The sequence below is a fragment of the Bacillus piscicola genome, from assembly GCF_022458745.1.
In the GTDB taxonomy this organism is placed as follows: Bacteria; Bacillota; Bacilli; order Bacillales; family Marinococcaceae; genus Alteribacillus_A; species Alteribacillus_A piscicola.
On sequence record NZ_JAJJJF010000005.1, the window covers coordinates 140,945 to 167,548 of the forward strand.

A 26,604-nucleotide genomic window follows, 5' to 3' on the forward strand; every position below is an offset into this window, starting at 1 on the left:
AAAAGGAGGATACAATAAAATATGCCTATTGATTTGACATTAATAATAGTGCTTGCTTTAATACTAATTGCGCTAATTGTTTTATTTACATTTGTCCCTGTTATGCTCTGGATTTCAGCGCTTGCTGCGGGAGTTAAGGTTGGGATATTTCAGTTAGTGGGGATGCGTCTACGCCGAGTCATTCCAGCCCGCGTCGTTAACCCGATGATTAAAGCGGAAAAAGCAGGTCTGGATGTAGAATTAAATAAGCTTGAGGGGCATTATCTCGCAGGCGGTAACGTAGACCGTGTGATCAATGCCCTCATTGCTGCACAACGTGCTAACATTGAATTGTCATTCGAACGCTGTGCTGCTATTGACCTTGCAGGTCGGAATGTGTTGGAAGCTGTGCAAATGAGTGTAAACCCAAAAGTAATCGAAACGCCGTTCATTGCCGGTGTAGCGATGGATGGAATTGAAGTAAAGGCAAAAGCAAGGATCACGGTGAGAGCCAATATTGATCGTCTGGTCGGTGGTGCGGGGGAAGATACAGTAATTGCCCGTGTCGGCGAGGGCATTGTCTCTACAATCGGCTCCTCCAATGACCATAAGAAAGTATTAGAAAACCCTGATTCGATTTCCCAGACGGTACTGAAAAAAGGACTTGATGCTGGTACAGCGTTTGAAATTCTTTCCATTGATATTGCAGATATTGATATCGGTAAAAATATCGGAGCCGGTTTGCAGACAGACCAGGCCGATGCAGATAAGAAGATCGCACAAGCGAAAGCCGAAGAACGCCGTGCCATGGCTGTTGCGCATGAGCAAGAAATGAAGGCACGCGTGGAAGAGATGAGGGCCAAGGTAGTAGAAGCGGAAGCAGAAGTACCGCTTGCAATGTCGGAGGCTCTTAAATCAGGAAATCTTGGCGTCATGGATTATATGAATATCCAAAATGTGAACGCAGACACGGATATGAGAAAATCCATAGGAGATGAAACAGGACATAAAGGGGATGACTATTCAGCCCCAGATACTGATCGTCGTAAGTAAAAGGGGGGGTATCCCTTGGGATCTATCATTGAATTTCTATTTAGTAACATGTTTATTGTTGTCCTTTTAATTGGAGGACTAGTTTCCGTTTTTAACCGAAACAAGAGACAACAGCAAGGGAAAGAGGATTCATCTGAGAAGAAAGAGAGACCGGTTTTTGATTGGGAAACGATATTTCAGGAAAATAAACCTGAGAAAGAACCACAGAACTCTCCAAGCAGAGGACAAGAGGAGGCGACCGTTTCCTCAGATGAACTGCAGACGAGTGATACGTATGATCGTTACGAGAAAAAGCGGGAAGAGTTACGCGAACAGGCAATTAATGCTGAAGAGAAAATGAAACAACTAGGAAACTCTCCTGTCTTTGAGGAACAAATTGGAACTTCTTTAGGGGGCGTGCCAAGTGCTAGTAAGCCGCACCCCCGTTTCTCTTCCTTGTCCCGTAAAGACGTAGTGGACGGTATTATTTGGTCAGAAGTCTTAGGTCCTCCAAAATCACGCCAATACTTTCAACATAAGTCACGCTATCACCATTCATATCGAAAAAAAAGCTGAGCCATTAAAAAAGGCTCAGCTTTTTTTATGGACAAAAGAAACGAGTGATACAACAAAACTTTTTTTCATAGACATAGACAGAGAGGGGGAGAGAAGATGTTCGATCGCTTGAAATATAAGGCAAAGCATTGGGTAACCGGAAAAATGAATCTGCCAGAAGATGTTTTATTGGATGTTCCACGTCTGACTATGATCGGACAACTTCATCTGCATGTGGAAAACCACCGAGGTATACTCCATTTTTCAAATGAACAAGTACGGCTGAAACTAACACAAGGTGAAATTTTAATAAATGGAGAAAATTTTGTAATAAAAAATATCCTGCCCGACGAAATACTGTTGGAAGGAACGATTGTTGAAATACGTTACGTCAATGATCATGATATGGGAGGAAGTCATGAATAAACAACGCGGACCTTCTGATGTAAAGGTAAAACTGAATGCAGAACGGCTGGAGTCCATTATCAATGAGTGTTTTAGACAAAATATAGTAATAAAAGACGTTGTTAGAACAGATAGTAACAGTGTAACCTTTTTGACGCCATTATCAAGCATGGGGGATTTAGAAAGTATCGTATCTCAGTATGGCGGAGATATTGAGGTCTTAAAACCATCTCTCATGGAGTCTTATCGTGATCTGATTAGAAGAAGAGTTGGTTTTTTTACAGGTATCCTTGTCTTTGTTACGATCCTGATCGTGCTCTCACAAATGGTCTGGAAAATTGAAATACGGGGAGCGGATCCTGACATTGAGCAAACCATTGTTGCGGGTTTAGAAGATATCGGTTTACAAATAGGCACTTTCCAATTTTTACTTCCTTCTCCGGCAGGAATCCAAAAGGAAATATTAGATAAAACAGATGGTGTCACATGGATTGGAGTGGAACGGAAAGGGACGGCTTACTACTTAAACGTGGCCGAGCAGTCACTGCCAGAGGAAAAAGAAACCCCGTCTCCCCGACATATCATTTCTAAAAAAACAGCAGTCGTTCAATCCATTTACGCTGAAAAAGGACAGGTTGTCGTACAAGAAAACGACCTTGTTAAAAAAGGGGACTTATTAATTTCAGGTTTTATAGGCAAAGGAGAGAACGCAAAGGCTGTGCCTGCAAGCGGAAAAGTACTCGGAGAAACGTGGTATAAAACGACTGTGGAACTCCCAATAAAACAAAAGGTAAACACATTGACGGGACCAACGACAAAAATGTATGCTATTCAATTATTCGGGTTGCGTTTGCCTGTTTGGGGTTTTTCAGCTAAAGAGGAATATGATGACTATGTAGTGACTGAAAGAGTTTTTAACCCCGCAATAAAAGAATGGGAATTACCGGCAGCTTGGGTTGTCACCACTTATTCAGAAAAAAACACAACAGAGCAATCCTCATCTGTACAGGAGGCAAAAAAACACGCACAAAAAGCAGCTCGCTATAAAATGAAAAAGCGACTGCCGAAAGAGGCACACATAAAAGACGAAAAAATTTTGCAGAGCCGTACTCAGGATGGTAAAGTAAAATTAGTTATTCATTACCAAGTGATAGAAGATATTACATCGGAAGCACCGATCATTCAAGGAGACTGAAGAATGACAGACAAACAGGTCATTTCCATTGATACGAAAGATACAGAAGAAATTCGAGAGTTGTTCGGGCCAAACGATAAACATTTGCTTCGTATGGAAGAAAAACTCGATATATCGATCGTCACACGTGGTGAATCGTTAATCATTACCGGTTCAGATAAAGAAGCTGCTTTGATAAAAGCAGTCCTTGATACATTGATTCGCATGCTCCGAAAAGGGGTCAAAATTTCGGAACGTGATATCATTTATGCCTTACAGCTCGCACAAGAAGATAAGTTAGATCACCTTGAGAATCTTTATCAAGAAACGATTTCCATCAATGCAAAAGGAAAGCCCGTTACCGTGAAGACGCTTGGCCAAAAGAAGTACATTGATTCTATCCGTAAAAAAGATCTCATTTTTGGGATAGGGCCGGCCGGGACCGGGAAAACGTATTTATCCGTTGTAATGGCGGTGAACGCGTTAAAAGACGGACAAGTGAAGCGGATTGTATTAACGAGGCCCGCGGTAGAAGCGGGTGAGAGTCTAGGTTTTTTACCAGGTGATTTAAAAGAAAAAGTAGATCCTTATTTACGTCCGCTGTATGATGCGCTTCATGATATTTTCGGCACGGAGCATACCGCACGTTTAATGGAGCGCGGCACGATAGAAGTGGCCCCACTGGCATACATGCGCGGGAGAACACTTGATGATGCATTTGTTATTTTAGACGAAGCCCAAAATACAACGAAAGAACAAATTAAGATGTTTCTCACTCGCCTGGGATTTGGCTCTAAGATGGTCGTTAACGGAGACTTAACACAAGTTGACTTGCCAAGAGGACAGCAATCTGGCTTAAAAACAGCGGTCCACATATTAAAAGGCAATTCCAATATCGATTTTGTCTATTTAGAGTCAACGGACGTAGTGCGGCACACGCTTGTGCAGCAAATCTTGGACGCGTACGAGGATGCCGAGTCTACCCGCGCCCCTCAGAAACGTTTATAAAGAAAGGCGCCATAAAAGGTGCATCGGGAGGATAAAGATGGCTGTGACCATTGATATAATTGATGAAAACAGTTTTCTCAGTGAACAAGAGAAAATATGGCTCACCGAGCTTCTGCAAAAAGCTTGTACGGAAGAAAAGGTTTCGGAACATGCAGAGCTCTCCCTTACACTTACAAACGACGAAATCATTCAAGAGATAAATAAAGAGTACCGCGGCATTGATAACCCGACGGATGTGATTACTTTTGCGTTAAACGACGGAGAAAATGAGTTGCAGGCAGAACTACCTAACCTATTGGGAGACATTATTATCAGTATGGACAAAGCAAAGGAGCAAGCAACTTCCTATGGCCACAGCTTGGAACGGGAGCTTGGATTTTTGGCTGTTCATGGCTTATTACACCTTCTTGGGTACACCCACGATACCGTGGAAACAGAACGGGAAATGTTTGGCCGCCAAGAGTCCATTTTACAATCTCATGGCCTTGCACGATAGAAACCACCGAGGATGGCGCCGTTTCTTCCGCTCGTTTGTATTCGCAGCCCGGGGGTTTCGTCACGTGCTGCGTTTCGAGCAGAACATGCGCCTCCATGTAATAGCGGCTATCCTGGCGGTCAGCGCAGCGTTTTATCTCCATATCCCTCTGCTGCATTGGCTCGTATTAATTCTTGTCATAGGCGGGATCTTTGCCTTGGAAATAATGAACACAGCTATCGAGCGAACAGTGGACATGATTACGAAGGAACACCATCCGGAAGCCGGCATTATTAAAGATATTTCCGCTGCTGCCGTTCTTATCTTTAGTATCGCTGCCGCTATTATCGGACTTCTTATTTTCTTTCAACCTGTCACCGATACACTGTTTAAATAAATTGCTAAAAAGGAGTTGTCTTATGGTTGCAGACCAGGCCCTCTTACAAGAAGCGTTGGCGGCTCGAGAAATGGCTTATGTTCCGTATTCGCGATTCGCAGTCGGCGCAGCGGTTCTAACCGATAAAGACCACGTACATAAAGGGTGCAATATCGAGAATGCCTCTTACGGTTTGACAAATTGTGCGGAAAGGACGGCTTTGTTTAAGGCAGTCAGTGAAGGGGGAACGAAAATAAAAGCTATTGCTGTCGCGGCTGATACGGCAGGACCAACTGCTCCGTGTGGCGCATGTCGGCAAGTTTTGGCAGAATTTTTACCTGCAGATGGAAAAATAATACTCGGTAATGTAAAAGGAGATATACATGTGACAACGATGATAGAACTGTTACCAGGAGCATTCACAGCGGAGGATATGAAGTGATGAATGATACATTTAAATCAGGGTTTGTTGCTTTGATCGGAAGGCCGAACGCAGGAAAATCAACTTTACTGAATCAAATAATTGGTGAAAAAATTGCCATAATGAGTGACAAACCGCAAACAACAAGAAATAAAATTCAAGGTGTTTACACAACGACTGACACACAGATTGTTTTTATCGATACACCAGGCATTCACAAACCAAAGCACCGCTTAGGTGATTTCATGGTTCGGACTGCCGTCCAGGCATTTAGAGAAGTTGATTTAATTTTATTCTTAGTTGACATTACAGAGAAATATGGTCCTGGTGAAGAATACATTTTAAACAAGCTTACAGAAACATCTACTCCGGTTTTCTTAGTGATGAATAAAATTGACCAAGTTCATCCCGATCAGCTCTTAGAAAGAATTGATGAATATCGGCGGCGTTTCGAATTTGCAGAAGTTGTGCCGGTATCCGCCTTACAAGGGAACAATGTGGAAACGTTGCTCGGACAAATTGGAATTTACTTAGAAAAAGGGCCACAGTATTATCCAGCGGATCAAATAACCGATCATCCCGAACGTTTTATCGTTAGTGAGTTAATCCGTGAAAAAGTATTAGAGCTTACGAAAGATGAGGTCCCTCATTCTATTGCCGTTTCGATTGAGCAGATGAAAGAAAGAGAAGCCGGTAAGGTTTATATATCTGCGGTAATCATAGTCGAGCGTTCTTCCCAAAAGGGGATTATCATTGGGAAGCAAGGCAAGATGTTAAAAGAAATTGGGCGTCGAGCCCGTATAGATATTGAAGGTTTACTAGGATCAGGTGTTTTTTTAGAACTTTTTGTCAAAGTCCAAAAAGACTGGAGAAACAACCAGCATCAGCTCAATGAACATGGCTACAATAAGGATGAGTATTAAATCAAAGGTAAAAATTACAGGACATGCTTTACCTGCTTTGAGCCATTCTATAAAGGAGAGATAATGGCAGGAAAGGGTGGTAACACATGTTCAACTATAATGAAGATTCATATTGGGACATTTTCTTTCAGACTGGAAGCATTGATGCTTATTTGTTGACGAGACAATCAGAACAGAGCCACCAGCCTCAAGATGAGAAAGAATTTTTTGTGCATGATGATGAAATTCTTTAAATAACCAGCGGCTCTACGGGGAAAGGGCGCTGCACCATGCTTAAGAAAGCAGAAGGAATTGTTTTACGTACCATTGCGTATGGGGAAACGAACGTAATATTACGATTATATACACGTGAGGCGGGCAAAATTTCACTTATGGCCCGCGGAGCAAAGAAACCGAAAAGTAAATTAAGAGCCATTGCCCAGCCTTTGGTTTACGGCATGTTTCTTTATTACAAAAGCACGGGTATGAGTACATTAAACCAAGGGGACCCCATCGATTCATTTCGATTTATCCGAGAGGATCTTTTGAAAACTGCTTATGCATCCTATATGGCGGAATTGCTTGATAAAGTGACGGAAGAAAAGGAAATTAATCCTTATTTGTTTGAACTTTTTCTCCGTTTAATCCAACACATGAATGATGATAATGATCCGGAAGTTCTCATACGGATTTTTGAGATAAAGATGCTTGCGCAGGCAGGAATTAAACCAGAGCTGAATCATTGTTCCCGCTGTCGCCGGACAGAGGGGACATTCAGCTTCTCTGTGAAAGAAGGCGGTTTCTTATGTCAGCTGTGCCAACATACAGACCCCCATCGTATACACATTCAACCACGAACCGTTGAATTGTTACGAACCTTCTATTATCTGAACATCGAAAGACTTGGGGAAATTTCCCTTCGTCCTGCTACAAAAAGAGAATTAAAGCTTGTACTTGAATCGTACTATGAAGCCTATTCCGGCTTACACCTTAAGACGAAACGTTTCCTGCAACAGATGGAAAGCTGGGATGTGGATGGATAGCTTGTTTGCAAAATTTTTATTCGTTAATTAAAAAATGAATCCATTTGCAGACTGAAAAGAGCGCCGGGCGGTGACTCCAGCGGGAAAAGCATAAGGGAACTTCTGCTAAAGCCGCACACGTCGGGAAGGGAACTTCTACTAAGAACGCCACGTCCTGTGGCAACGCCTTTTTGACCAACATCCTGTTGGCCTGAGGAAGCTGAAGCGTTGCCCGCGGCTAAGAAGACACAGTGAGAACGAGCGAGAGCGAAGTTTCAAACTGATGTCGCCCTTGTGCCTGGAGGTGAAAACATCCGCCAAGAGCGGCTGGAAGCCGGATGTAAATATGAAAAATTGAATGCATGACCTTAATAACCATGTGAGAAAAACTTGCCGCATGCATGGGTAGGCGCAGATCTTGACACTTTCCTTAAGGTTAAGTATGATTAATGTACATTTTACGGACTAATTGGCGTTGATGGAAAGTAGTAATTGTCTTCTATTTCGTAAGCGAGTGCAGGACGGTGGAAGCTGCATGAAATATGGCAATGAAGGCGTTCCGGAGCTTAATGAAAAGAAAGCGGCCTCCTCACGTGAGCGGGGCAAATAGGGTGGAACCGCGGGCTGTACCCGTCCCTATACCGGTTTTATACGGGTATAGGGACGTTTTTTTTATGTAATATAGGGAGGTATTTGATGAACGTTCAAAATATGATTCTGACATTGCAAGAGTATTGGGCGAAACAAAACTGTTTAATTATGCAGGCTTATGATGTAGAAAAAGGCGCGGGGACGATGAACCCGATGACGTTCTTAAGAAGTATCGGACCGGAACCGTGGAATGTAGCATATGTGGAGCCTTCTAGAAGGCCTGCTGATGGGCGGTACGGAGAAAATCCAAACCGGCTCTACCAGCATCATCAATTTCAGGTGATCATGAAACCTTCTCCGGCAAACATTCAAGAGCTCTATTTAGACAGCTTAAGGGCACTAGGAATTGATCCAAAGAAACATGACATTCGTTTTGTTGAAGATAACTGGGAAGCACCGACTCTAAGTGCATGGGGTCTCGGCTGGGAAGTGTGGCTTGATGGAATGGAAATCACCCAATTCACTTATTTTCAACAGGTTGGCGGGCTGGATGCCAACCCGGTGGCAGTGGAGATTACATATGGAATAGAGAGACTTGCATCCTACATTCAGGATAAAGAAGATGTATTCGACCTCGTCTGGGTAGGAGGGTTTACTTACGGAGATGTGTTTAAGCAGCCTGAGTACGAACATTCAACGTATACATTCGAGATAGCGGATCATCAGATGTTATTTGAACAATTTGCTACGTTTGAAAAAGAGGCAGACCGAGCCATTCAAACGGGGCTTGTATTTCCTGCCTATGATTACGTGCTGAAATGTTCTCACATATTCAACTTGTTAGATGCAGGGGGAGCGATTTCCGTAACGGAGCGGACTGGGTATATTAGCCGGGTACGCAACTTAGCGCGAAAATGTGCGCAAGCGTATTACGAAAAACGTGAACAATTAGGATTCCCGATGCTTCAAGAGAAAGGGCGTGAACATGATGGCCAACAATGATTTTTTACTTGAAATTGGAATGGAAGAAATGCCCGCCCGTTTCGTTTCTAGTGCCACAGAGCAGCTTAGAAACCGAATGACAGAGTGGCTGGATGAAAATAGAATACGCTACGAGTCTGTAGAAGCTTTTTCCACACCACGCCGCTTGGCTGTACGAGTGAAGCAAATGGCAGAGCGTCAGGAGGATATCACGACGGAAGCGCGCGGTCCATCTAAAAAAATAGCGAGGAACGAGAACGAAGAATGGTCAAAAGCAGCTATCGGATTTGCAAAAGGACAAGGAGTGGAACTTGCCGACCTTTATTTTAAAGACCAGAAAGGAACAGAATATCTTTTTGCAAAAAAAGAAGTAAAAGGGAAAGCAACGTCTGAACTGCTTCCTGCAGTGAAAGAGCTAATTACGGGGATGAATTTCCCGAAAAACATGCGTTGGGGCTCTTATTCACTAAAGTACGTTCGTCCGATTCACTGGATAATAGCACTGCTTGGTGATACGGTTGTTCCAATAGAGATCGCAGGAGTCAAAAGCGGCAGACAATCCGTCGGCCACCGTTTTCTTGGAGAAGAAACGGTTATTCACGATCCACAGGAATATGAGAAAGCTCTAGAAAAAGAATATGTGATCGTGCAGCCGGAACAGAGAAAGTCAATCATCCGCAGCCAGATTAAAGCACTCGAAGAAGAAAAAAATTGGGTTATCCCGATTGACGAAAACCTTCTGGAGGAAGTCAACAATCTTGTAGAATATCCAACGGTACTTTCAGGAGGATTTGCGGAAGAATTCCTGGAATTACCTGAAGAAGTATTAGTTACGTCGATGAGAGAACATCAACGGTATTTTCCGGTGGAAGATCATCACGGAAAATTGCTTCCTTTTTTTGTAACCGTTAGAAATGGAAACCGTGATTACATTGACAACGTTCAGAAAGGAAATGAAAAAGTTTTAAGGGCCAGGCTGTCAGACGCCGATTTCTTCTTTCAAGAAGACCAGAAGCTTTCACCAGATGAGGCAGCTGCGAAGCTTGATCAGGTAGTATTCCAGGAAGAATTAGGTACAATTGGTGACAAAACTCGTCGACTTCAAAAGTTAGGAATATCCATCGCTTCCACATTACGTGTGAGTGAGGAATCGCTTCATCAAATCGAACGAGCAGCAGCTTTGTGTAAGTTTGATCTTGTCACGCTGATGGTGGATGAATTCACAGAACTGCAAGGGCTGATGGGTGAGAAGTATGCACTTCTTGCCGGGGAAAAGAGCGAAACAGCTACGGCCATTAAAGAGCATTACCAACCTCGTTTTGCGGATGACGAAATACCGTCTTCCTTAACAGGTTCGCTTCTTGCGATTACTGATAAAGTCGATACAATTGCGGCATGCTTTGGTATTGGTCTCATACCGACAGGCTCTCAAGACCCTTACGCCCTAAGACGGCAGGCTGCCGGGATTGTCCAAATTTTATGGGAGTATGACTATCAGCTGTCATTGGATGACCTCGTGACAGCGGCGTTGGACATCTTGGAGACGGAAGAGCTTCTTAAGAAGGAACGAAAGACAGTCCATCAAGAAATGATATCCTTCTTTAAAGCCCGGCTGAAAAACTTACTTATGGATCGCTCTATCCGTTATGATATTGCTGACTCTGTGCTGGAAGATGTAAAGGATACGGTGGGAGTCATGGTGAAAAAAGCAGAATTTCTGCAGGCCAAGTTAAAGGATAGTGATTTTAAAGATACGGTCGAAGCTTTAAGCCGTGTGACAAATATTGCAAAAGATGAGACAAGTGAACCCGTGTCTGTTCAGTTATTAGAGGAGCAGCCTGAAAAAGATTTACATGATGCATACGAGTCACTTTCTGTACATTTACCTGAGCAACTTGAAAACGGCAATATTGACAGTGCCTACCGTTTGCTGGAAGAAATAAAACCGGCCATCCATTCTTATTTCGATCATGTTATGGTTATGACAGATGACGAACGTATAAGAAAAAACCGGCTTGCCCAGATGGTACACTTATCTCAAGAAATACGTCGTTTTGCGAACTTCCAATATATTGTCTTCTCTTCGTGATAAATGCTTTCGATAGTCATCCATCATGCTGGAAGGTATAATAAAAAAAGATAAAAAGCAGTAGAGTTGTGGTTCCTGAAGTAGAAAATGGCCAAAACTCTGGTGCCGTTGGATGGGACTTCGTTCGTTAAAAGATAGTCTTAAGGCGGTGATGACAATCGAACTGACAGGGAGACAGGAGCAGATCTTGAATATCGTGAAAGATAATGGGCCGATTACAGGTGAGAAGATCGCAGACCAATTATCCTTGACGAGAGCGACACTGCGGCCGGATCTATCCATTTTAACGATGGCAGGTTTTCTTGATGCAAGACCACGGGTTGGATACTTTTATACGGGTAAAACCGGAACAGAACTATTAACAGACAAAGTGAAAAAAATTACTGTTCAAGATTACCAATCGATTCCAGTTGTCGTCGATGAATCCAGCTCTGTTTATGATGCCATCTGTACGATGTTTTTAGAGGATGTAGGCACTTTGTTTGTAGTGGATAAACAAGCAGCTTTAGTCGGTGTATTATCACGAAAAGATTTGCTGCGGGCGAGTATTGGAAAGCAAGATCTCGAAGCTATGCCGGTAAGTATCATTATGACGAGGATGCCGAACATAACAATCTGTCAAAAGGATGACCTAATCATCGAAGTGGCAAACAAGCTGATTGAAAAGCAAATCGATGCTTTGCCTGTTGTCAAGAAAAAGGCGGATGGAAACTTTGAAGTAACAGGAAGAGTGACAAAAACTAACATAACGAAAGTGCTCGTAGATCTTTCGAACAATCAACTGCTGTAATAGAAAATAGCAAGCAGAAAATAAACAGCAGGAGGGAGGATAAGGATTGACAAACATGAATGATCAGCATCCAATTGTGTACGTGGTGTCGGATTCAGTTGGTGAAACAGCGGAATTAGTTGTCAAGGCAGCAGCTAGTCAATTTGGGGATCAAGGCGTCGAAATTCGCCGCATTCCTTATGTGGAAGATGAAGGCACCATTGATGAAGTGATCGATCTTGCGAAAGAAGCAAATGCCTTTATTGCCTTTACGCTCGTCATTCCTGAAAAAAACGAGTACTTAATAAAGAAAGCAAAAGCAGCAGGCGTAGATACCGTAGACATTATCGGTCCGATGCTCGATAAACTGGTAAGTTTAACAGGTCAGCGTCCTAAATATGAACCTGGCCTAGTATACCGTTTAGACGAAGATTACTTCCGCAAAGTAGAGGCTATTGAATTTGCCGTTAAATATGATGATGGCCGGGACCCACGCGGTATCGAAAGGGCAGATATCGTATTAATTGGAGTATCACGAACATCAAAAACACCGCTTTCTCAGTACTTGGCTCATAAGCGCATTAAAGTAGCGAATGTTCCACTTGTACCAGAAGTGGAGCCGCCGGAAGAGTTGTTTAAGATTTCTCCAAAAAAATGCATTGGCTTAAAAATAAGCCCGGAAAAGTTAAATGAAATTCGCACGGAAAGACTAAAAGCATTAGGATTAAAAGCGGAAGCGAATTACGCGAAGCTGGAACGAATTGAAGAGGAACTTGCTTATTCCGAAGAAGTTATGAAAAAAATAGGATGTACCGTTATCGACGTATCTAACAAAGCTGTCGAAGAAACAGCTAACTTAATATCAAATATGTTTCAGCGCTAACTCGAAAGGTCTGACTCTTTTTAGGTGAGAGTCTGACCTTTTTACTGTCCGATTATTTTTTTGGGATAGTTGGTTAAAAGTTATTGTTAACGGTTAACAATAATGGAATAAGAAAAGGAATTTTGCAGTACTCTGTCGAATTGAAGAAAGGAACGAGGAAGTATCGTTATTTATACGGATGCCGATGCTTGTCCAGTAAAAGATGAAATAGACGGGCTCGCTCGAACTTATCAAAGTCGTTCATATTTTGTGTCTACTTTCTCCCATGTCACGACAAAACGTTTTTATTCCAAAACTATCATGCTAGATCCAGACCCAGAAGCAGTTGATCTTTACATCTTGAATCACCTTCAAAAGGGTGACATTCTGATTACCCAGGATAACGGATTAGCGGCTGGAGCCATCCAAAAAGGCGGGTTGGTACTTTCGCCACGTGGGAAACTTTACAACAATGCTGAGATCCATTCCCTTTTGTTAAGTCGTTATGAAGGAGTTTTAGCAAAACAGGGCAAAGTAAAGCCAAAGTCTACCCGTTCTTTTACCAAAAAAGATCGACAGCAATTTAGTCATGCTCTCGAGGAATTGTTGAAGAACCAAGATTAATAAGCGAGGGTGAGGAGATTTGGCTAATTATATCCCTGAAGAAACAATTGCCGAAATTCGTCGTTCTTTAGATATAGTAGAGGTCATTAGTGAGTATGTTCAGCTGCAAAAACGGGGGAAACATTATACAGGGCTGTGCCCATTTCACGAAGAAAAAACACCCTCTTTTTCGGTATCGCCGGATAAGCAGCTTTACCATTGTTTTGGTTGTGGGGCCGGTGGCAATGTGATCACCTTTATAATGGAAATAGAACAGCTTCAGTTTGCTGAAGCGGTTCAGCGTTTAGCTGAAAACAAGGGACTTTCTGTTCCGGATATCCCGCTCTCAGGTACGGTAAAAGATTCCACCCACAACCGCAAGAAAGAAGCTCATCAATTAGCATCCAGATTTTATCATCATTTGTTAATGAGCACAGAACAAGGAAGAGAATCTTTTGAGTATTTGCTACAGCGGGGCTTTGAGAAGGAAACGATCGAGCTCTTTCAACTCGGATTTGCCCCTGACCATGACGGACTCCTAAAGGAGCTTCTCGTCAAACGAGGGTTTGACTTGACGGACATGGAAGAGTGTGGGCTTTTACGCCGGCACGAAGCAGCTTGGGAACTTCATGACCGCTTTCGCAATAGGGTGATGTTCCCAATTCGTGACATGAGAGGATATACAGTTGGTTTTGGAGGAAGAGTATTAGGAACGGGTGAACCTAAATATTTAAATAGCCCTGAGACATCTATTTTCAATAAAAGCGATACGCTATACGGAATGGATCTGGCGAAAAAGGAAATTCGTAAACAGAACACAGCTGTATTGTTTGAAGGTTATATGGATGTCATATCCGCCTATCAAGCAAATGTGAAAAACGGTGTTGCCTCACTCGGTACATCGTTGACAGAAAGACAGGCGCAAGTGTTAAGCCGGAATGCCGAACGTATTATTATTTGCTTCGATGGCGATAATGCGGGACAGGAGGCTGCTGTCAAGTCAGCAAACATGTTGGAAAAACATGGACTAAACGTACAAGTGGCCGTTCTTCCTGAGAGAATGGACCCTGATGATTATATTCATTCAAAAGGGGCAGAGCAGTTCAAGAAAGAGATTATTGAAGCTGCTATTCCATTCATGGCTTTTAAAATGGAGACCTTAAAGAAAAATAAAAACCTTCATATTGAAGGAGATAAACTCAGTTACATCGAAGAAGTATTGAAACAAATTACTACGCTATCTAAAGCGGTTGAACGTGACTTTTATATGCGGCGGCTTGCCGACGAATTTTCCTTGTCCTTTGACGCCTTAAAACAGGAACAATATCGTATCTATAAAGAGACAAGGCGTTCTTTTGATAAGGTTGGGAAGCCCCGTTTTAACCAGGTGCAAAGGGAACGGCGTGGAACCGCCCCGTTTGTCAATAAAAGAATCCTTCCTGCCTTCCAAAATGCGGAAAGATTTTTACTGGCGCATATGATGCAAAGTAAAGAAATTACAGCTGAGGTAGGGGAAAGGCTGGGCGGCGGGTTTAATGTAGATGAACATATTGCCCTCGCGGCTTATCTTTATTCGTATTACGGGGACAATAATCCAGCCGATCCAGGAGCATTTATTAACCAGCTTGACGATGCCAACCTCGTTAAAAAGGCATCCGAAATAGCAATGCTTGACATCTCTCGACACTTGTCGGAAAATGAATTGGTTGATTATATTCATCAGATTAAAAATTATCCAAAGTGGGTAGAAATAGAAGAAAAAGAACAAAAAATGAAAGAAGCTGAAAAAAAAAGTGATCTCAAGCAGGCTTTACAGCTTGCAGCCGAAATAGTTGACATGAAAAAAGCATTAAAAAAATAAACATTGTAAGGTGGGCAGAAATCTCTCTGATCATCTAGAGGTATACTACAGGTTTTTTCTTGTTTCATATAGATAGATTTAGTTTGGAACGGTGTGAAGATTGGAAGGAGGGGATCGAGTGGCTGAGAAACCAATCCGCCCATTAGCGGAAGGTGAAGTGTCTATCGATCAAGTGAAGGAGCAATTAATTGAAACGGGTAAAAAACGGGGAGTGCTTTCCTACGCGGAGATTACAGAGAAGCTTGCCCCGTATGATCAAGATTCTGAACAAATGGACGAGTTTTTTGAATACTTGGGTGAACAAGGAATTGATTTACTTAACGAAGGTGAAGAAGTTCCGAGTATGGATCAAGTAGAGAAAGAAGAAGAGCTTGATTTAAACGATTTAAGTGTACCACCCGGTATTAAAATAAACGATCCTGTCCGAATGTATTTAAAAGAAATTGGCAGGGTTCCACTTTTATCAGCAGCAGAGGAAGTGGAGTATGCAAAGTTAATTGAAGAAGGTGACGAGGAAGCAAAACGCCGCCTTGCAGAAGCAAACCTTCGTCTTGTCGTCTCTATAGCGAAGCGTTATGTAGGACGGGGTATGCTGTTTCTCGATTTAATTCAGGAAGGTAACATGGGCCTGATTAAAGCCGTTGAGAAATTTGATTATAACAAGGGCTATAAATTTAGTACGTATGCAACGTGGTGGATCCGCCAGGCGATCACTCGAGCTATTGCCGATCAGGCACGTACGATTCGTATACCAGTGCATATGGTTGAAACAATCAATAAGCTGATCCGGGTTCAGCGCCAGCTTCTACAGGATTTGGGCCGGGAGCCGACGCCGGAAGAGGTTTCTAAAGAGATGGATCTTACCCCGGACAAAGTCCGTGAAATCCTAAAGATAGCCCAGGAGCCGGTATCACTCGAGACGCCAATTGGGGAAGAAGATGATTCGCATCTAGGTGACTTTATCGAAGATCAGGAAGCGTTAGCCCCGTCAGATGCAGCAGCTTATGAATTATTAAAAGAACAATTAGAAGATGTGCTTGACACGTTAACGGATCGTGAGGAGAATGTGCTGCGCCTCCGTTTTGGGCTGGATGACGGGAGAACACGAACACTCGAAGAAGTCGGGAAAGTATTCGGAGTTACGAGAGAGCGAATTCGTCAGATTGAAGCTAAGGCTTTGCGTAAACTCCGGCATCCAAGTCGCAGCAAGCGCCTGAAGGACTTTCTTGATTAAACGTCTTTCATTTGAGAAAGGGATTGCCTTACCAAAAAAGGGGCAATCCTTTTACATAGCACCGGCCAACCTTCAGCAGAACGGCTGGCGAGCGGGTTGTATGTTTTAGGTATAATTGAACGACTGATGACAAAAGCTACAAAAAACAGCTTTCATCTTTTCTAATCACCTATAATCGAGTAAAATATAGAAGGAATGAGGATTTATATCCCGTCATTATAGGACTACATAGAGTAAAGGGGGAAACAATGTGAGAGCTAAACCGCTAATTCCATTTTATTTGGTAGCAATCGGAGCGTTAATGCTCATGCTCGGATTATCCCTCGTTGGTTTTTACCAACAAGCGGATGACTCAGAGGGTGGAGAAGCTGAAAAAGAAGATCCTGTTGAATATGGGGAAGAACTCGTGAGTTCTAGTTGTATTTCTTGTCACGGGGAGAACCTTGAAGGAGCAAGTGGTCCTGATATTCATGACGTTGGAGCTAAAATGTCCAAGGAAGAAATTGCGGATATTGCTCAAAACGGTGTTGGAGCGATGCCTTCAGGAATTGCGAACCCTGAAGAAGCAGCAGCAATCGCTGAATACTTAACATCTATAGCTGAAGAATAAAAATAAGAAGGAGCGGGCTGTCCATCCCCTCCTTCTTATTTTTAAAGGCGCTCTAGCTTTCACAGCTGAAGTTAAAGCCAGCAATATAACAGGAGAGGACAATCTCTATGAAAGAGAATTCTGTTTCAAGACGTTTACAGATGATAGCGAGCGAAGTTCCTGAGGGAGCGCGGATCGCCGATATCGGTACTGATCACGGCTATCTGCCGTTGTATTTAATAAAGGAAGGGAAGGTCCAGTGGGCGCTTGCCTCTGATGTGAATCAAGGGCCTCTCAACTCTGCAATTGCTAAAATCAAAGAGAATGGCCTTCAGCAATGTATTGAGGCGCGTCGAGGTAGCGGCTTGTCCGTCATTAAACAGGAAGATCAAATTGATACCGTTATAATCGCGGGAATGGGCGGCCCGCTCATCACCACTATTTTAAGTGAAGGAGTTTTCGCTCTGGAGCATGTTAAACGGCTTATTTTGCAGCCTAACGTTCATGCTCTTGTCATTAGAAAATGGCTCGCACGAAACGACTGGGAATTAATCGAGGAGCATATAGTGGAAGAGGAAGGACGCATCTATGAAGTCCTCGTTGCTGAACCTGGCAACCCGTCTCACCCTTATGACTCTCTGCCGTTTGCAAAAGAAGCCGGTTTTCTATTTGGACCTTTTCTCATTAGAAAACAGTCACAAGCTTTTATAAAAAAATGGGAACGGGAAAAGGAATTATGGCAGCAAATTACAACGGAATTAGAAAAAGCTTCAGGGAAAAAAGATAACAGAGCGAAGAAAAAGGAATTGGAAGAAAACATAAAGCTCGTAAAGGAGGTCCTTCAATATGGCAGCAGCTAACGGACAGGCTATTATTCAGCTCTTTGAAGAATGGGCCCCGAGAACCTTCGCCATGGAAGGCGATAAAGTTGGTTTGATGGTCGGATCATTAAACAAACCAGTACATCGTGTCATGGTTGCTCTTGATGTGTTGGAAGAAGTAGTAGATGAAGCGATTGAAAAGCGAGTGGACTTGATTATCGCTCATCACCCGCTAATTTTCAAACCGCTGCGAAAAATAGATACAGCAAACGGGCAGGGCCCGATCATAGAAAAGTGCATTAAGCATGACATTACCGTTTATGCCGCGCACACGAACTTGGATATAGCAAAGGGCGGGGTTAACGATATGATGGCAGAGGCCCTTGGCCTCGAGAACACAAAAGTACTCGTTCCGACAAAAGAAATCACCTTAAAGAAGGTAACAGCTTTTGTTCCTGATGACCACGTTTCGGAAGTAAGACAAGCTCTTGGGGATGCCGGCGCCGGTTACATCGGTGGGTACAGTCATTGTACGTTTGCAAGCAGTGGAACAGGTACTTTTATTCCTGGTGCGGGGACGAATCCTTACTTGGGAAAGCAGGGCGAAATGGAATTTGCCTCTGAAAAAAGAATAGAGACAGTCGTTCCGGAAACAATTCTAAACAGAGTAATCCGCGCTTTAGAGGAAGCTCATCCTTATGAAGAACCCGCATATGACGTTTATCCGCTAGATTTAGAGGGCGAACGATTAGGGTTGGGAAGGATTGGACAGTTGTCAGAACCTCTTCCTTTTAATGAGTTTGTTAACAAAGTGAAGGATGCCTTTCAAGTGGAACATGTCCGTGCCGTCGGGCCTTTTACTGATCTGGTGCGGAAAGTCGCTCTTTTAGGAGGGGATGGAAATAAGTACTGGTCCTATGCGAAACGGCAAGGGGCAGACGTTTATATAACGGGAGACTTGTACTATCACATTGCTCATGACGCGCAGATGGCCGGTTTAAATATCATAGACCCTGGCCATAACGTGGAGAAGATAATGAAGGAAGGCGTCAAAAAGGAGATGGAGAAGCGGGTCGAAAAGAAGAAATGGGACACAACTTTTATTGCATCCGCTGTATCCACTGATCCATTTACATTCCTATAAACTAGTATACTAGCAAAAAAGGGATCCGCCCTTATCATAAGATAAGGAAGATCCCTTTTTGTAATGTTTACTTTGTCTTTACTTTTGGCAGTATTTTGGAGCTCTTGACTTTTCTATCTGTGTTCCAGGTAGTTGGGTCATTCTTGTCGTATTGATCTAAAAACAAAATCACTTCTTTTGTGATCGGGGTCGGAGTGGATGCGCCTGCTGTGACAGCCACTTTATTAACGTTGTCCAGCCATTCAAGTTTCAGTTCGGAAAGATCAGCAATCCGATAAGCCGGTGTTCCGGCAACTTCATGAGAAACTTGGGCAAGACGATTTGAATTGTTACTCTTTGGATCTCCGACTACGAGCATTAAATCGGCGTCCTTTGCTTGTTCTGCTACCGCCTCTTGACGAACTTGAGTCGCCATGCAAATCTCATTATGCACCTCAGCATGAGGATACCGAGTTAAGGCCGCTTTTACAATATCATTAACATCCCACTGGCTCATTGTTGTCTGGTTCGTGACAGTGATCTTGTCGGCTTGGATATCGAGCTCGTGGACATCCTCAACAGATTCAACAAGATGGACAATATCTGGTGCAACTCCAAGAGCTCCTTCCGGCTCTGGATGCCCTTTCTTGCCAATATAAATGATATGATAGCCTTCTTCGCGTTTTTGCAGAATAAGGTCATGCGTGCGCGTAACATCCGGGCATGTGGCATCTATAGTGGTCAGCCCTTTTTCTTTTGCCAGTCTGCGGACTTCGGGTGAAACACCATGTGCAGTAAAGATAACGGTGCCTTTATCTACTCCTTTTAAAATTTCAAGTCGATTCGGCCCGTCCAAAGAAACAATCCCATCTTCCGTAAAAGCATCGGTTACATGTTTATTATGAACGATCATTCCCAGGATATAGATCGGACGAGGTAAATCCGGATTATTTGCTGCTTGTTTAGCGAGCACCATAGCATCGACGACCCCGTAACAATATCCACGTGGTGATATCTTAACTACTTCCATAACAGCCTCCTCTGAAACTGGTTCAAGCGGTATTTTTTCGTTAAACTTGAAAACCTATAGAAACAAACCATCAGCAGGTTAAAAACCTACTAATGGAGGTTTCCTTTTTCACTCAACGTGCATGCCTTTCCAAATGAATGGAAAGGATTGAATTACTAGAGTCATTATACTATCTATCGTCTTAATTGTAAAAGAGAGAAGAAGGAGGATCTCAAACGTAAAGTTTTGGCGGCGGTGCTTCCGAAAAATATGCCGAGCTTGGGCTTTCTGACGGTAACGCTTCCGCAGTCGATTTCAATGAATGACTGGGAGTACTGTTCGCTGCTGACTGTTCTGGCAGTGTCTCTTCGTTTTGAGAGGGCGCAGCAGAAAGCATTTTCCAAAGAGCCGGAAGCTGTTTAACAAGCGGATAATATTGGCGGACCATCGGGGTTACCGTTTGTGCAATCCCTGCAAATTTTTGAATAGAAGGCAAGATGGTCGTAAGCATCCCTGATTGTGATGGTACCGATGAAGCAAGGGAAGAGGCGGCTGGTCCGTATTGGGCTGTAAAAGGAGCTACATTACCGGCAACATGAGCCGGAAAGGGAGGAGGCGGTGTCGGGTAGGGTTGGTATGGAAACATATTTATTCATCCTTTCTCACGGAAGTTCATTTATTCATGATAGCTGTGTTACTTCACAGTTTATGATAAAATATGATAGCAATCCGCCTATTGTGAAGGAAAGAGGAACAAGGGCAGAATAGTCTTAAAAAAGATCTAAACAAACTTGATGAATGAGTGAAAGGCGGTGGAGAAATGAGCGGTTTTAATCGCTTTACTATCTCTCCTTTTTTAATTGAATCACTTCAACAGCAAAACATTCAAAAACCAATGGACATACAGGAACGATTAATCCCAGCAATATTAAACGGCCGTGATGTGATTGGTCAGTCCCAGACAGGATCCGGTAAGACACTCGCTTTCTTGCTGCCGTTGTTAACGAGAATAGAACCTGAAAAGGAACACACTCAGGCAGTTATAACGGCACCTACAAGGGAATTGGCGGAACAAATATATCAGGAGATTCGTAAATTATTGGAAAATCCGGGTCAGCCAGGTATTACTGTAAAACGAGTTACAGGTGGGATAGATCGACGACGAACGATTGAAAACTTACAGAATCAGCCACACATTATAGTGGCAACACCGGGGCGGTTGCGGGATCTGGCGGCTAATCAGCTTATTGATGTTCACCAAGTTCGCATGTTAGTTGTGGACGAAGCAGACCAAATGCTTGACATGGGTTTTATCGAAGAAATTGATCCAGTAGCAGGCTTGATGCCGGAAAACTTACAGATGTTGGTGTTTTCCGCCACTTTTCCGGAAAAGCTGCAGCCTTTTTTACAAAAATATATGACGAATCCACGTCACGTCCATGTGAAACCATCAGAAGCGACACCGGCTAAAATAGAGCATATTTTTATCCCTTTGAAACATCGCGATCGCACCGAGTTAACGATACGCCTTGCAGCGAATCTCCGTCCATACTTTGCAATCGTATTTACAACAACGAAAGAAGAGGCGGATGTGTTGTTTGAGGAGATGATGGCTGCCGGTCTGAATGCGGATGTGCTTCACGGTGGCCTGCAGCCAAGGCAGAGAAAGCAGGTAATGCGAAAAGTAAAAGCGCTGGACATTCAATATCTAGTTGCAACCGACTTAGCGGCAAGAGGCATGGATATACGTGGGGTGTCCCACGTGATTAATCATTCCTTGCCAAAAGAGTTGGAATATTATATTCATCGGGTTGGTCGTTCTGCTCGTGCCGGGGAAACAGGAGAGGCATACACATTTGTGGAGAAAGAGGAATTTTCTGACGTTCGTAAGCTTCAAGAAAAAGGAATTTCGCTTCAGTTTAACGAATTTAAAAACGAGAGCCTAATTCCGATTGATCTTCCATGGAGAAATCACAAAGCTAGTGGTGAGCGCAGTTCCTCAACCGAGAAATCATTAAAAACGAAAAAAGTGAAACCAGGGTATAAAAAGAAAGCTCGTCAAGAAAGAGAAAAGCAGCAAAGAAGGGTGCAGAAATTAAGCAAGAAGAAGAAAAAATAGGGGGAGACAAACATGTTACTCGGCTCACACGTTTCAATGAATGGCAAGAAAATGCTGCTCGGATCCAGTGAAGAAGCAGCTTCTTACGGGGCGACAACGATGATGATTTATACAGGCGCGCCCCAAAACACAAGGAGAAAGCCGATTGAAGAACTGAACATAGAAGCAGGCAGGGCACACATGGACGAGCACGGTATTAAAGAGGTAGTCGTTCATGCACCGTATATTATTAACATCGCTAATACCACCAAACCGGAAACCTTTCAGCTCGGTGTAGACTTTCTCCGTTCTGAAATTGAGCGTACTGAAGCGATAGGTGCAAGACAGATCGTTCTTCATCCCGGGGCGCATGTGGGAGCGGGAGCCGAAGCTGGTATAAAAAAAATTATTGAAGGATTGAATGAAGTCATCGACCCGAAACAAAAGGTACAGATTGCGCTTGAGACAATGGCCGGGAAAGGATCAGAATGCGGTCGTACTTTTGAAGAGCTAGCTGAGATCATCGAAGGAGTGACTTATAACGACAAGTTATCGGTTTGTTTTGACACGTGTCACACTCATGATGCAGGCTATGATATTGTGGACGATTTGGAAGGTGTATTAAACAGCTTTGACAGCATCATTGGGCTGGACCGCCTTAAAGTTCTGCATGTGAATGACAGTAAAAATGAAAAAGGAGCTGCAAAAGACCGTCACGAAAACATTGGCTTCGGCCACATCGGTTTTGAGGCACTCAATAAAATTGTCCACCATCCTGTTTTTGAAGAAGTGCCAAAAATTTTAGAAACTCCTTACGTTGGAGTTGACAAAAAGAACAAGAAGGCACCATATAAGCATGAAATTGTTATGTTGAAGGACCAATGCTTTAATGAAAACCTCAAAGAAGAGCTTATGCCGCAAGAAATATAGTTCTTTCTCCATAAGCTTGTTCGTTTCAAACGTTTAAAAACACCAGGACCCTTTAAACAGCCCTGGTGTTTTTAGACAGCTCCAAGTACCTAGAGACCGACATAGTCTTGGAATAGCTTTTCTAAAACTTCATACGTTTTCGACGATACGTTTGATTTAGCCTCTCGGAGCAATGCGTACATCGATTGTTTGTCGGATGTTGACCATTCACGGTGTTGGACGATCTCGAGCAGAGCAGACGCCTCCTGAAATGAAACGTTTGCGCCATAGAGCCTTCCATATTGGATCAGATCATTGGGATGCAATTCTGAAATTTTATATTTAATCAATTGATCTTTAAAAGGATTCACGGCCATCCCCCTTTTTTCTTTAAAGAATGAAATGTCATTATTTATCATATGGATGGATATAAGGGGTGTGACTCCAAAAAAGTGGAATAATTATGGATTTTCATCCGAAAAAGAGGATGCGTTTTCTCAAATCTTTAGTATAATTATAGTGGGGAATTATATAAAAGCATGGTTGAATCACGTGGGAAGTGCCAAGGGTTGGCTGTAAGCAGGGATCTGGGAATCAAGGAGGGGTTATTATATGCACAAGTTAATGTACACATTGAGCATAAACGATTATAAACGAAAGTTTAAAGAAATAAAACAAGATATTGAATTAATCCTTGACCATGAAGGCTATATACTAGCCAAGAATGAATACGGAGAGAAGTACTTCGATGACAGTCACTGCTTCTATGATTACTTTATACCATATGACGCGAAGCGAGCGAATTGTTATATTAGACAAATAATATTGGGTGAATCTTGTCCAGATCTTATACTGTTTCATAAAACGGAGCGAGGAACGATCTATATTCAGTACAGGGGAGCCGTTTCAGAGGAAGGGTATATCTTACTGCACGGACGGCCTTGCGCGGCAACGCCATCACAGTCAGCTGCATTGGCACAATTTTTGCCGCATTTTGAACATGCATATGGAATCATTGATCACCAGATGAGAATGGTGCAATCCAACAAAGCATTTCAAGATTACTGCACGGACAGCTTCTTGAACGGGGAGGATTCGATCTTAAACTTTGCTGACAGAGAAGATGGTCTGGCTGTCATTCCGCGGCTGATAAGAGATGTGCAAAAGAGAAAGGTCGCTTTAGATCTGGAAGTAAAAAACGAAACACAAACAGAACACTGGAAGCTGAAAGCAATTTATTTGCAGGACACACATAGCGTTTTGCTTATGGTGTATGACTTATCTCCGGAGAAGAAGTACATGCACTTGTTAACCTATAAAGATCAGATGGAGTCTGTTTCTTATTTATCCGCAGGCGTAGCTCACGAACTTCGTAATCCACTGTCGGTGATCAAAGGATTTTTACAGCTTTCAACGTTAACAGACAGCTTTCATAAATATTCAAATACCATTCTTTCAGAAACGGAGAGAATGAATGAAATCATTGATAATTTTTTATCGTTAGCGCGGAAGAAAGCAACGAAAGAGTTTCAATCACCGCAACAACTCTTAAGCAGTGTGATCGACATTATTCGTTCAGAGTGCTTGATGCAAGGAGTGCATTTTGATTATCAGGTGCAGCCTGTCACAGATCAGGTGGAAGTAAATGTGTCGTCATTTAAACAAATTATTTTAAATGTACTCCGTAATGCAATGGAGTCATACCCTGCACAGAGCAGGCGCAAAGTCTTTCGCTTACACTCATACAAAGAAGACAAACAGCTAATTATTCAATTGAGTGACAATGGGGAAGGAATTCCAGCGCACGTTTTAGAGAACTTAGGTAAACCATTTTATACTACAAAGGACAAAGGGACAGGGGTCGGCGTTCCTTTGTGTAAAAAAATCATGGAAGAACATAACGGAACATTTGATATAAAAAGCCAACATAGAAAAGGAACAATTGTTACATTAACATTCCCACTTATGTGATTATTTAAAACTGCTGTTTTACGGCGGTTTTTTTTATTTTCGATGCCGCTTCATTTACAACCTGTTTTCTTTCTTGTATACTCAAACGAGCACAAATCGTAATCATTCTTATCAAGAAAGGAAGATATCTTGCAGATGCTTCCAGTTAATCAGCAGACCGTCTTGGAGACAGACAATGTTTCGTACCGATACAGTAAACAACCCGTTCTAGAAAACGTTAGTATGGAAATAAAAAAAGGATCTTTTTTGGGGCTGGTAGGACCTAATGGTTCCGGAAAATCTACTCTTATTAAAATTTTACTCGGTTTAATTGCCCCGGATGCCGGAGAGATCCGCCTCTTCGGTACTCCTTTGAAAAAATTTAAACACTGGGAAAAAATAGGATACGTTTCCCAGAAAGCGAACAGTTTCAACAGTGGGTTCCCAGCGACTGTCCAGGAAGTAGTGGCTATGGGTCTTTACGGACAAATGGGCCTATTTCGCTTCTTGAATAAAACACATAAAAGAAAAATTGAGAATGCCCTAGAACAGGTTGGCATGAGCGATTATAAAAAACGTACGATTGGAGAATTATCCGGAGGCCAACAGCAACGAGTTTTTATTGCAAGGGCCCTTGTGAGTGAACCAGACATCCTTATTCTCGACGAGCCTACTGTAGGAGTTGATGCCCAATCGGTTCAGCAATTCTATACGCTGTTGAGCACGTTGAACATTGAAAAGGGTATGACGCTATTATTAGTCACGCATGATGTAGGGGTGATGACGAGATATGTCTCACATGTAGCGTGCTTGAATCGAATCCTCCACTTCCATGGAACTTCTGAAGAGTTTGAAGAACAGAATTTATCTTCTGTATATGGCCATGATGTAACAATGATCACTCATGGACATGAAAGCGGGGGACCTCTGTGATGCTTGCGGTCTTTTTACAATACAGTTTTTTACGCTATGCCCTTATCATTGGCCTGCTCGTTGGCTTTTTGGCGCCTGTACTTGGTGTCTTTATCGTGATGCGCAGGCAAGCGTTAATAACGGATGCACTCTCACACATAACATTAACAGGAATCGCTTTTCATTTATTAATGGCACAAAGTCTTACTGTCCTTCAGCCTGTTAATCCGGTATACATGGGCATGGGTTTTTCTGTAACAGGTTCTCTCTTATTGGAGCGACTCCGGCATGTTTATGCTTCTTATAAGGAATTGGCTGTACCGATTATCTTATCTTCCGGTATCGGTTTTGGTGTTGTCTTTCTCTCACTCGCTGATGAGTTTGGCAGTGATCTTTTTCGTTATTTATTTGGCAGCATTATTGCCGTTACTTCCCAGGATGCTTTAGTAGTCAGTCTCATTGCGGTGATTGTTATTTTATTTATTATTTTCTTTTATAAAGAGTTATTTTTTTTATCATTTGATGAAGAACAAGCGAAAATAAACGGTATTCCAACGAAAACCATTAATTTCCTATTTACGGTGATTGCCGCGTTAGTGATTGCCTCTTCCATTAGAATTGTCGGAATATTACTAGTCTCTTCCTTAATGATTCTGCCGGTAGCAGCGTCTGTACGCCTGTCAAAAAGCTTTAAGCAAATGTTTGTTTATGCTTTTCTTTTTGGGGAGCTATCGGTAGCCGTCGGGCTTTTGACAGCTTTTTACTTTGATGTAGCCCCTGGAGGGATGATTGCGCTCACTGCGCTTCTCATACTGGGAATCGTTATCGGGTTAAAAAAAGAGACGCATTAAGTA

The 26,604-nt window shown here is 42.7% G+C and carries 29 protein-coding genes; 26 read left to right on the plus strand and 3 right to left on the minus strand.

Features of this window, described 5'->3' with window-relative positions:
- The first annotated feature begins 21 nt into the window (after positions 1-21).
- From floA to LOR49_RS10645, 21 genes are all read left to right on the plus strand, one after another.
- Entirely contained in the window at positions 22-1,032 is a 1,011-nt protein-coding gene (gene floA, locus LOR49_RS10545) for a flotillin-like protein FloA (RefSeq protein ID WP_275899616.1), read from the plus strand.
- 15 nt (positions 1,033-1,047) lie between these two features.
- Positions 1,048-1,587: a hypothetical protein gene (locus LOR49_RS10550; RefSeq protein WP_240376588.1), complete on the plus strand. Its 540-nt coding sequence runs from the start codon at positions 1,048-1,050 to the stop codon at positions 1,585-1,587.
- 96 nt (positions 1,588-1,683) lie between these two features.
- Positions 1,684-1,992, plus strand: a complete 309-nt coding sequence (yqfC, locus tag LOR49_RS10555; protein ID WP_240376589.1) for a sporulation protein YqfC — start codon at positions 1,684-1,686, stop codon at positions 1,990-1,992.
- On the plus strand, positions 1,985-3,166 hold the full coding sequence (gene yqfD, locus LOR49_RS10560; RefSeq protein WP_240376590.1) for a sporulation protein YqfD: 1,182 nt from the start codon (positions 1,985-1,987) through the stop codon (positions 3,164-3,166). Before yqfC ends, yqfD begins: the two co-directional genes overlap by 8 nt.
- 3 nt (positions 3,167-3,169) lie before the next feature.
- Positions 3,170-4,153: a PhoH family protein gene (locus tag LOR49_RS10565; protein WP_240376591.1), complete on the plus strand. Its 984-nt coding sequence runs from the start codon at positions 3,170-3,172 to the stop codon at positions 4,151-4,153.
- A gap of 37 nt (positions 4,154-4,190) precedes the next feature.
- The gene (gene ybeY / locus LOR49_RS10570; RefSeq protein WP_240376593.1) at positions 4,191-4,649 is read left to right on the plus strand and encodes an rRNA maturation RNase YbeY; all 459 of its coding nucleotides are present in this window, start codon (positions 4,191-4,193) and stop codon (positions 4,647-4,649) included.
- Positions 4,633-5,025, plus strand: a complete 393-nt coding sequence (locus tag LOR49_RS10575; protein WP_240376663.1) for a diacylglycerol kinase family protein — start codon at positions 4,633-4,635, stop codon at positions 5,023-5,025. Before ybeY ends, LOR49_RS10575 begins: the two co-directional genes overlap by 17 nt.
- A 22-nt stretch (positions 5,026-5,047) precedes the next feature.
- The gene (locus LOR49_RS10580; protein WP_240376595.1) at positions 5,048-5,446 is read left to right on the plus strand and encodes a cytidine deaminase; all 399 of its coding nucleotides are present in this window, start codon (positions 5,048-5,050) and stop codon (positions 5,444-5,446) included.
- Positions 5,446-6,348 carry a GTPase Era gene (gene era, locus LOR49_RS10585; RefSeq protein ID WP_240376664.1) on the plus strand — a complete coding sequence of 301 codons (903 nt, stop codon included), beginning with the start codon at positions 5,446-5,448 and terminating at the stop codon, positions 6,346-6,348. Before LOR49_RS10580 ends, era begins: the two co-directional genes overlap by 1 nt.
- 86 nt (positions 6,349-6,434) lie before the next feature.
- On the plus strand, positions 6,435-6,581 hold the full coding sequence (locus tag LOR49_RS10590) for a YqzL family protein (RefSeq protein WP_240376597.1): 147 nt from the start codon (positions 6,435-6,437) through the stop codon (positions 6,579-6,581).
- 36 nt (positions 6,582-6,617) lie between these two features.
- Positions 6,618-7,370 carry a DNA repair protein RecO gene (gene recO / locus LOR49_RS10595; protein WP_240376599.1) on the plus strand — a complete coding sequence of 251 codons (753 nt, stop codon included), beginning with the start codon at positions 6,618-6,620 and terminating at the stop codon, positions 7,368-7,370.
- A 675-nt stretch (positions 7,371-8,045) separates the two neighbouring features.
- On the plus strand, positions 8,046-8,942 hold the full coding sequence (gene glyQ / locus LOR49_RS10600) for a glycine--tRNA ligase subunit alpha (RefSeq protein WP_240376601.1): 897 nt from the start codon (positions 8,046-8,048) through the stop codon (positions 8,940-8,942).
- A complete protein-coding gene (glyS, locus tag LOR49_RS10605; RefSeq protein ID WP_338021141.1) occupies positions 8,926-11,010 on the plus strand; it encodes a glycine--tRNA ligase subunit beta in 2,085 nt (694 codons plus the stop codon). The genes glyQ and glyS overlap by 17 nt, the downstream gene beginning before the upstream one ends.
- Positions 11,011-11,122: 112 nt before the next feature.
- Positions 11,123-11,800 (plus strand): transcriptional regulator CcpN, encoded by a 678-nt coding sequence (gene ccpN, locus LOR49_RS10610; RefSeq protein WP_275899617.1) that lies wholly within the window; start codon positions 11,123-11,125, stop codon positions 11,798-11,800.
- Between the two features lie 55 nt (positions 11,801-11,855).
- The gene (locus LOR49_RS10615) at positions 11,856-12,662 is read left to right on the plus strand and encodes a pyruvate, water dikinase regulatory protein (RefSeq protein WP_240376670.1); all 807 of its coding nucleotides are present in this window, start codon (positions 11,856-11,858) and stop codon (positions 12,660-12,662) included.
- A gap of 207 nt (positions 12,663-12,869) precedes the next feature.
- Positions 12,870-13,265 carry a DUF188 domain-containing protein gene (locus LOR49_RS10620; RefSeq protein ID WP_338021142.1) on the plus strand — a complete coding sequence of 132 codons (396 nt, stop codon included), beginning with the start codon at positions 12,870-12,872 and terminating at the stop codon, positions 13,263-13,265.
- A 19-nt stretch (positions 13,266-13,284) separates the two neighbouring features.
- Positions 13,285-15,105, plus strand: a complete 1,821-nt coding sequence (dnaG, locus tag LOR49_RS10625; RefSeq protein WP_240376604.1) for a DNA primase — start codon at positions 13,285-13,287, stop codon at positions 15,103-15,105.
- A 133-nt stretch (positions 15,106-15,238) separates the two neighbouring features.
- Positions 15,239-16,339: an RNA polymerase sigma factor RpoD gene (rpoD, locus tag LOR49_RS10630; protein WP_420830429.1), complete on the plus strand. Its 1,101-nt coding sequence runs from the start codon at positions 15,239-15,241 to the stop codon at positions 16,337-16,339.
- Positions 16,340-16,589: 250 nt separating this feature from the next.
- On the plus strand, positions 16,590-16,949 hold the full coding sequence (locus tag LOR49_RS10635; RefSeq protein WP_240376612.1) for a c-type cytochrome: 360 nt from the start codon (positions 16,590-16,592) through the stop codon (positions 16,947-16,949).
- Between the two features lie 107 nt (positions 16,950-17,056).
- Positions 17,057-17,788, plus strand: coding sequence for a tRNA (adenine(22)-N(1))-methyltransferase (locus LOR49_RS10640; RefSeq protein ID WP_240376614.1), 732 nt, complete (start codon positions 17,057-17,059; stop codon positions 17,786-17,788).
- On the plus strand, positions 17,775-18,893 hold the full coding sequence (locus LOR49_RS10645; protein ID WP_240376616.1) for a Nif3-like dinuclear metal center hexameric protein: 1,119 nt from the start codon (positions 17,775-17,777) through the stop codon (positions 18,891-18,893). The genes LOR49_RS10640 and LOR49_RS10645 overlap by 14 nt, the downstream gene beginning before the upstream one ends.
- A gap of 67 nt (positions 18,894-18,960) precedes the next feature.
- Here the strand turns inward: LOR49_RS10645 and LOR49_RS10650 are convergent, their stop codons facing one another.
- The gene (locus tag LOR49_RS10650; RefSeq protein WP_240376618.1) at positions 18,961-19,902 is read right to left on the minus strand and encodes a 4-hydroxy-3-methylbut-2-enyl diphosphate reductase; all 942 of its coding nucleotides are present in this window, start codon (positions 19,900-19,902) and stop codon (positions 18,961-18,963) included.
- A 211-nt stretch (positions 19,903-20,113) separates the two neighbouring features.
- Positions 20,114-20,527 (minus strand): YqfQ family protein, encoded by a 414-nt coding sequence (locus tag LOR49_RS10655; protein ID WP_240376620.1) that lies wholly within the window; start codon positions 20,525-20,527, stop codon positions 20,114-20,116.
- Positions 20,528-20,701: 174 nt separating this feature from the next.
- Here LOR49_RS10655 and LOR49_RS10660 point away from each other — a divergent pair, with 174 nt between their 5' ends.
- On the plus strand, positions 20,702-22,000 hold the full coding sequence (locus LOR49_RS10660) for a DEAD/DEAH box helicase (RefSeq protein WP_240376621.1): 1,299 nt from the start codon (positions 20,702-20,704) through the stop codon (positions 21,998-22,000).
- 12 nt (positions 22,001-22,012) lie between these two features.
- Positions 22,013-22,909, plus strand: coding sequence for a deoxyribonuclease IV (locus tag LOR49_RS10665; protein ID WP_240376624.1), 897 nt, complete (start codon positions 22,013-22,015; stop codon positions 22,907-22,909).
- Between the two features lie 89 nt (positions 22,910-22,998).
- Here LOR49_RS10665 and LOR49_RS10670 read toward each other — a convergent pair whose 3' ends face one another.
- Positions 22,999-23,259 carry a DUF2624 family protein gene (locus LOR49_RS10670; RefSeq protein ID WP_240376626.1) on the minus strand — a complete coding sequence of 87 codons (261 nt, stop codon included), beginning with the start codon at positions 23,257-23,259 and terminating at the stop codon, positions 22,999-23,001.
- 241 nt (positions 23,260-23,500) lie between these two features.
- Here LOR49_RS10670 and LOR49_RS10675 point away from each other — a divergent pair, with 241 nt between their 5' ends.
- The 3 genes from LOR49_RS10675 (at position 23,501) to LOR49_RS10685 (ending at position 26,601) form a co-directional block, all read left to right on the plus strand.
- A complete protein-coding gene (locus tag LOR49_RS10675) occupies positions 23,501-24,859 on the plus strand; it encodes a sensor histidine kinase (RefSeq protein WP_240376628.1) in 1,359 nt (452 codons plus the stop codon).
- A gap of 135 nt (positions 24,860-24,994) precedes the next feature.
- Positions 24,995-25,771: a metal ABC transporter ATP-binding protein gene (locus LOR49_RS10680; protein WP_240376630.1), complete on the plus strand. Its 777-nt coding sequence runs from the start codon at positions 24,995-24,997 to the stop codon at positions 25,769-25,771.
- Complete coding sequence (locus LOR49_RS10685; RefSeq protein ID WP_240376631.1) at positions 25,771-26,601, plus strand: metal ABC transporter permease; 831 nt, start codon at positions 25,771-25,773, stop codon at positions 26,599-26,601. The genes LOR49_RS10680 and LOR49_RS10685 overlap by 1 nt, the downstream gene beginning before the upstream one ends.
- Positions 26,602-26,604 lie beyond the last annotated feature (3 nt).

Excerpts from the sequence above, each read along its gene's own strand:
- floA (WP_275899616.1), top strand. The coding sequence starts at position 22 with ATGCCTATTGATTTGACATTAATAATAGTGCTTGCTTTAATACTAATT.
- yqfC (WP_240376589.1), top strand. The coding sequence starts at position 1,684 with ATGTTCGATCGCTTGAAATATAAGGCAAAGCATTGGGTAACCGGAAAA.
- yqfD (WP_240376590.1), top strand. The coding sequence starts at position 1,985 with ATGAATAAACAACGCGGACCTTCTGATGTAAAGGTAAAACTGAATGCA.
- LOR49_RS10565 (WP_240376591.1), top strand. The coding sequence starts at position 3,170 with ATGACAGACAAACAGGTCATTTCCATTGATACGAAAGATACAGAAGAA.
- ybeY (WP_240376593.1), top strand. The coding sequence starts at position 4,191 with ATGGCTGTGACCATTGATATAATTGATGAAAACAGTTTTCTCAGTGAA.
- LOR49_RS10575 (WP_240376663.1), top strand. The coding sequence starts at position 4,633 with ATGGCCTTGCACGATAGAAACCACCGAGGATGGCGCCGTTTCTTCCGC.
- LOR49_RS10580 (WP_240376595.1), top strand. The coding sequence starts at position 5,048 with ATGGTTGCAGACCAGGCCCTCTTACAAGAAGCGTTGGCGGCTCGAGAA.
- era (WP_240376664.1), top strand. The coding sequence starts at position 5,446 with ATGAATGATACATTTAAATCAGGGTTTGTTGCTTTGATCGGAAGGCCG.
- LOR49_RS10590 (WP_240376597.1), top strand. The coding sequence starts at position 6,435 with ATGTTCAACTATAATGAAGATTCATATTGGGACATTTTCTTTCAGACT.
- recO (WP_240376599.1), top strand. The coding sequence starts at position 6,618 with ATGCTTAAGAAAGCAGAAGGAATTGTTTTACGTACCATTGCGTATGGG.
- glyQ (WP_240376601.1), top strand. The coding sequence starts at position 8,046 with ATGAACGTTCAAAATATGATTCTGACATTGCAAGAGTATTGGGCGAAA.
- glyS (WP_338021141.1), top strand. The coding sequence starts at position 8,926 with ATGATGGCCAACAATGATTTTTTACTTGAAATTGGAATGGAAGAAATG.
- ccpN (WP_275899617.1), top strand. The coding sequence starts at position 11,123 with ATGGGACTTCGTTCGTTAAAAGATAGTCTTAAGGCGGTGATGACAATC.
- LOR49_RS10615 (WP_240376670.1), top strand. The coding sequence starts at position 11,856 with ATGAATGATCAGCATCCAATTGTGTACGTGGTGTCGGATTCAGTTGGT.
- LOR49_RS10640 (WP_240376614.1), top strand. The coding sequence starts at position 17,057 with ATGAAAGAGAATTCTGTTTCAAGACGTTTACAGATGATAGCGAGCGAA.
- LOR49_RS10645 (WP_240376616.1), top strand. The coding sequence starts at position 17,775 with ATGGCAGCAGCTAACGGACAGGCTATTATTCAGCTCTTTGAAGAATGG.
- LOR49_RS10650 (WP_240376618.1), bottom strand. The coding sequence starts at position 19,902 with ATGGAAGTAGTTAAGATATCACCACGTGGATATTGTTACGGGGTCGTC.
- LOR49_RS10655 (WP_240376620.1), bottom strand. The coding sequence starts at position 20,527 with ATGTTTCCATACCAACCCTACCCGACACCGCCTCCTCCCTTTCCGGCT.
- LOR49_RS10660 (WP_240376621.1), top strand. The coding sequence starts at position 20,702 with ATGAGCGGTTTTAATCGCTTTACTATCTCTCCTTTTTTAATTGAATCA.
- LOR49_RS10665 (WP_240376624.1), top strand. The coding sequence starts at position 22,013 with ATGTTACTCGGCTCACACGTTTCAATGAATGGCAAGAAAATGCTGCTC.
- LOR49_RS10675 (WP_240376628.1), top strand. The coding sequence starts at position 23,501 with ATGCACAAGTTAATGTACACATTGAGCATAAACGATTATAAACGAAAG.
- LOR49_RS10680 (WP_240376630.1), top strand. The coding sequence starts at position 24,995 with ATGCTTCCAGTTAATCAGCAGACCGTCTTGGAGACAGACAATGTTTCG.
- LOR49_RS10685 (WP_240376631.1), top strand. The coding sequence starts at position 25,771 with ATGCTTGCGGTCTTTTTACAATACAGTTTTTTACGCTATGCCCTTATC.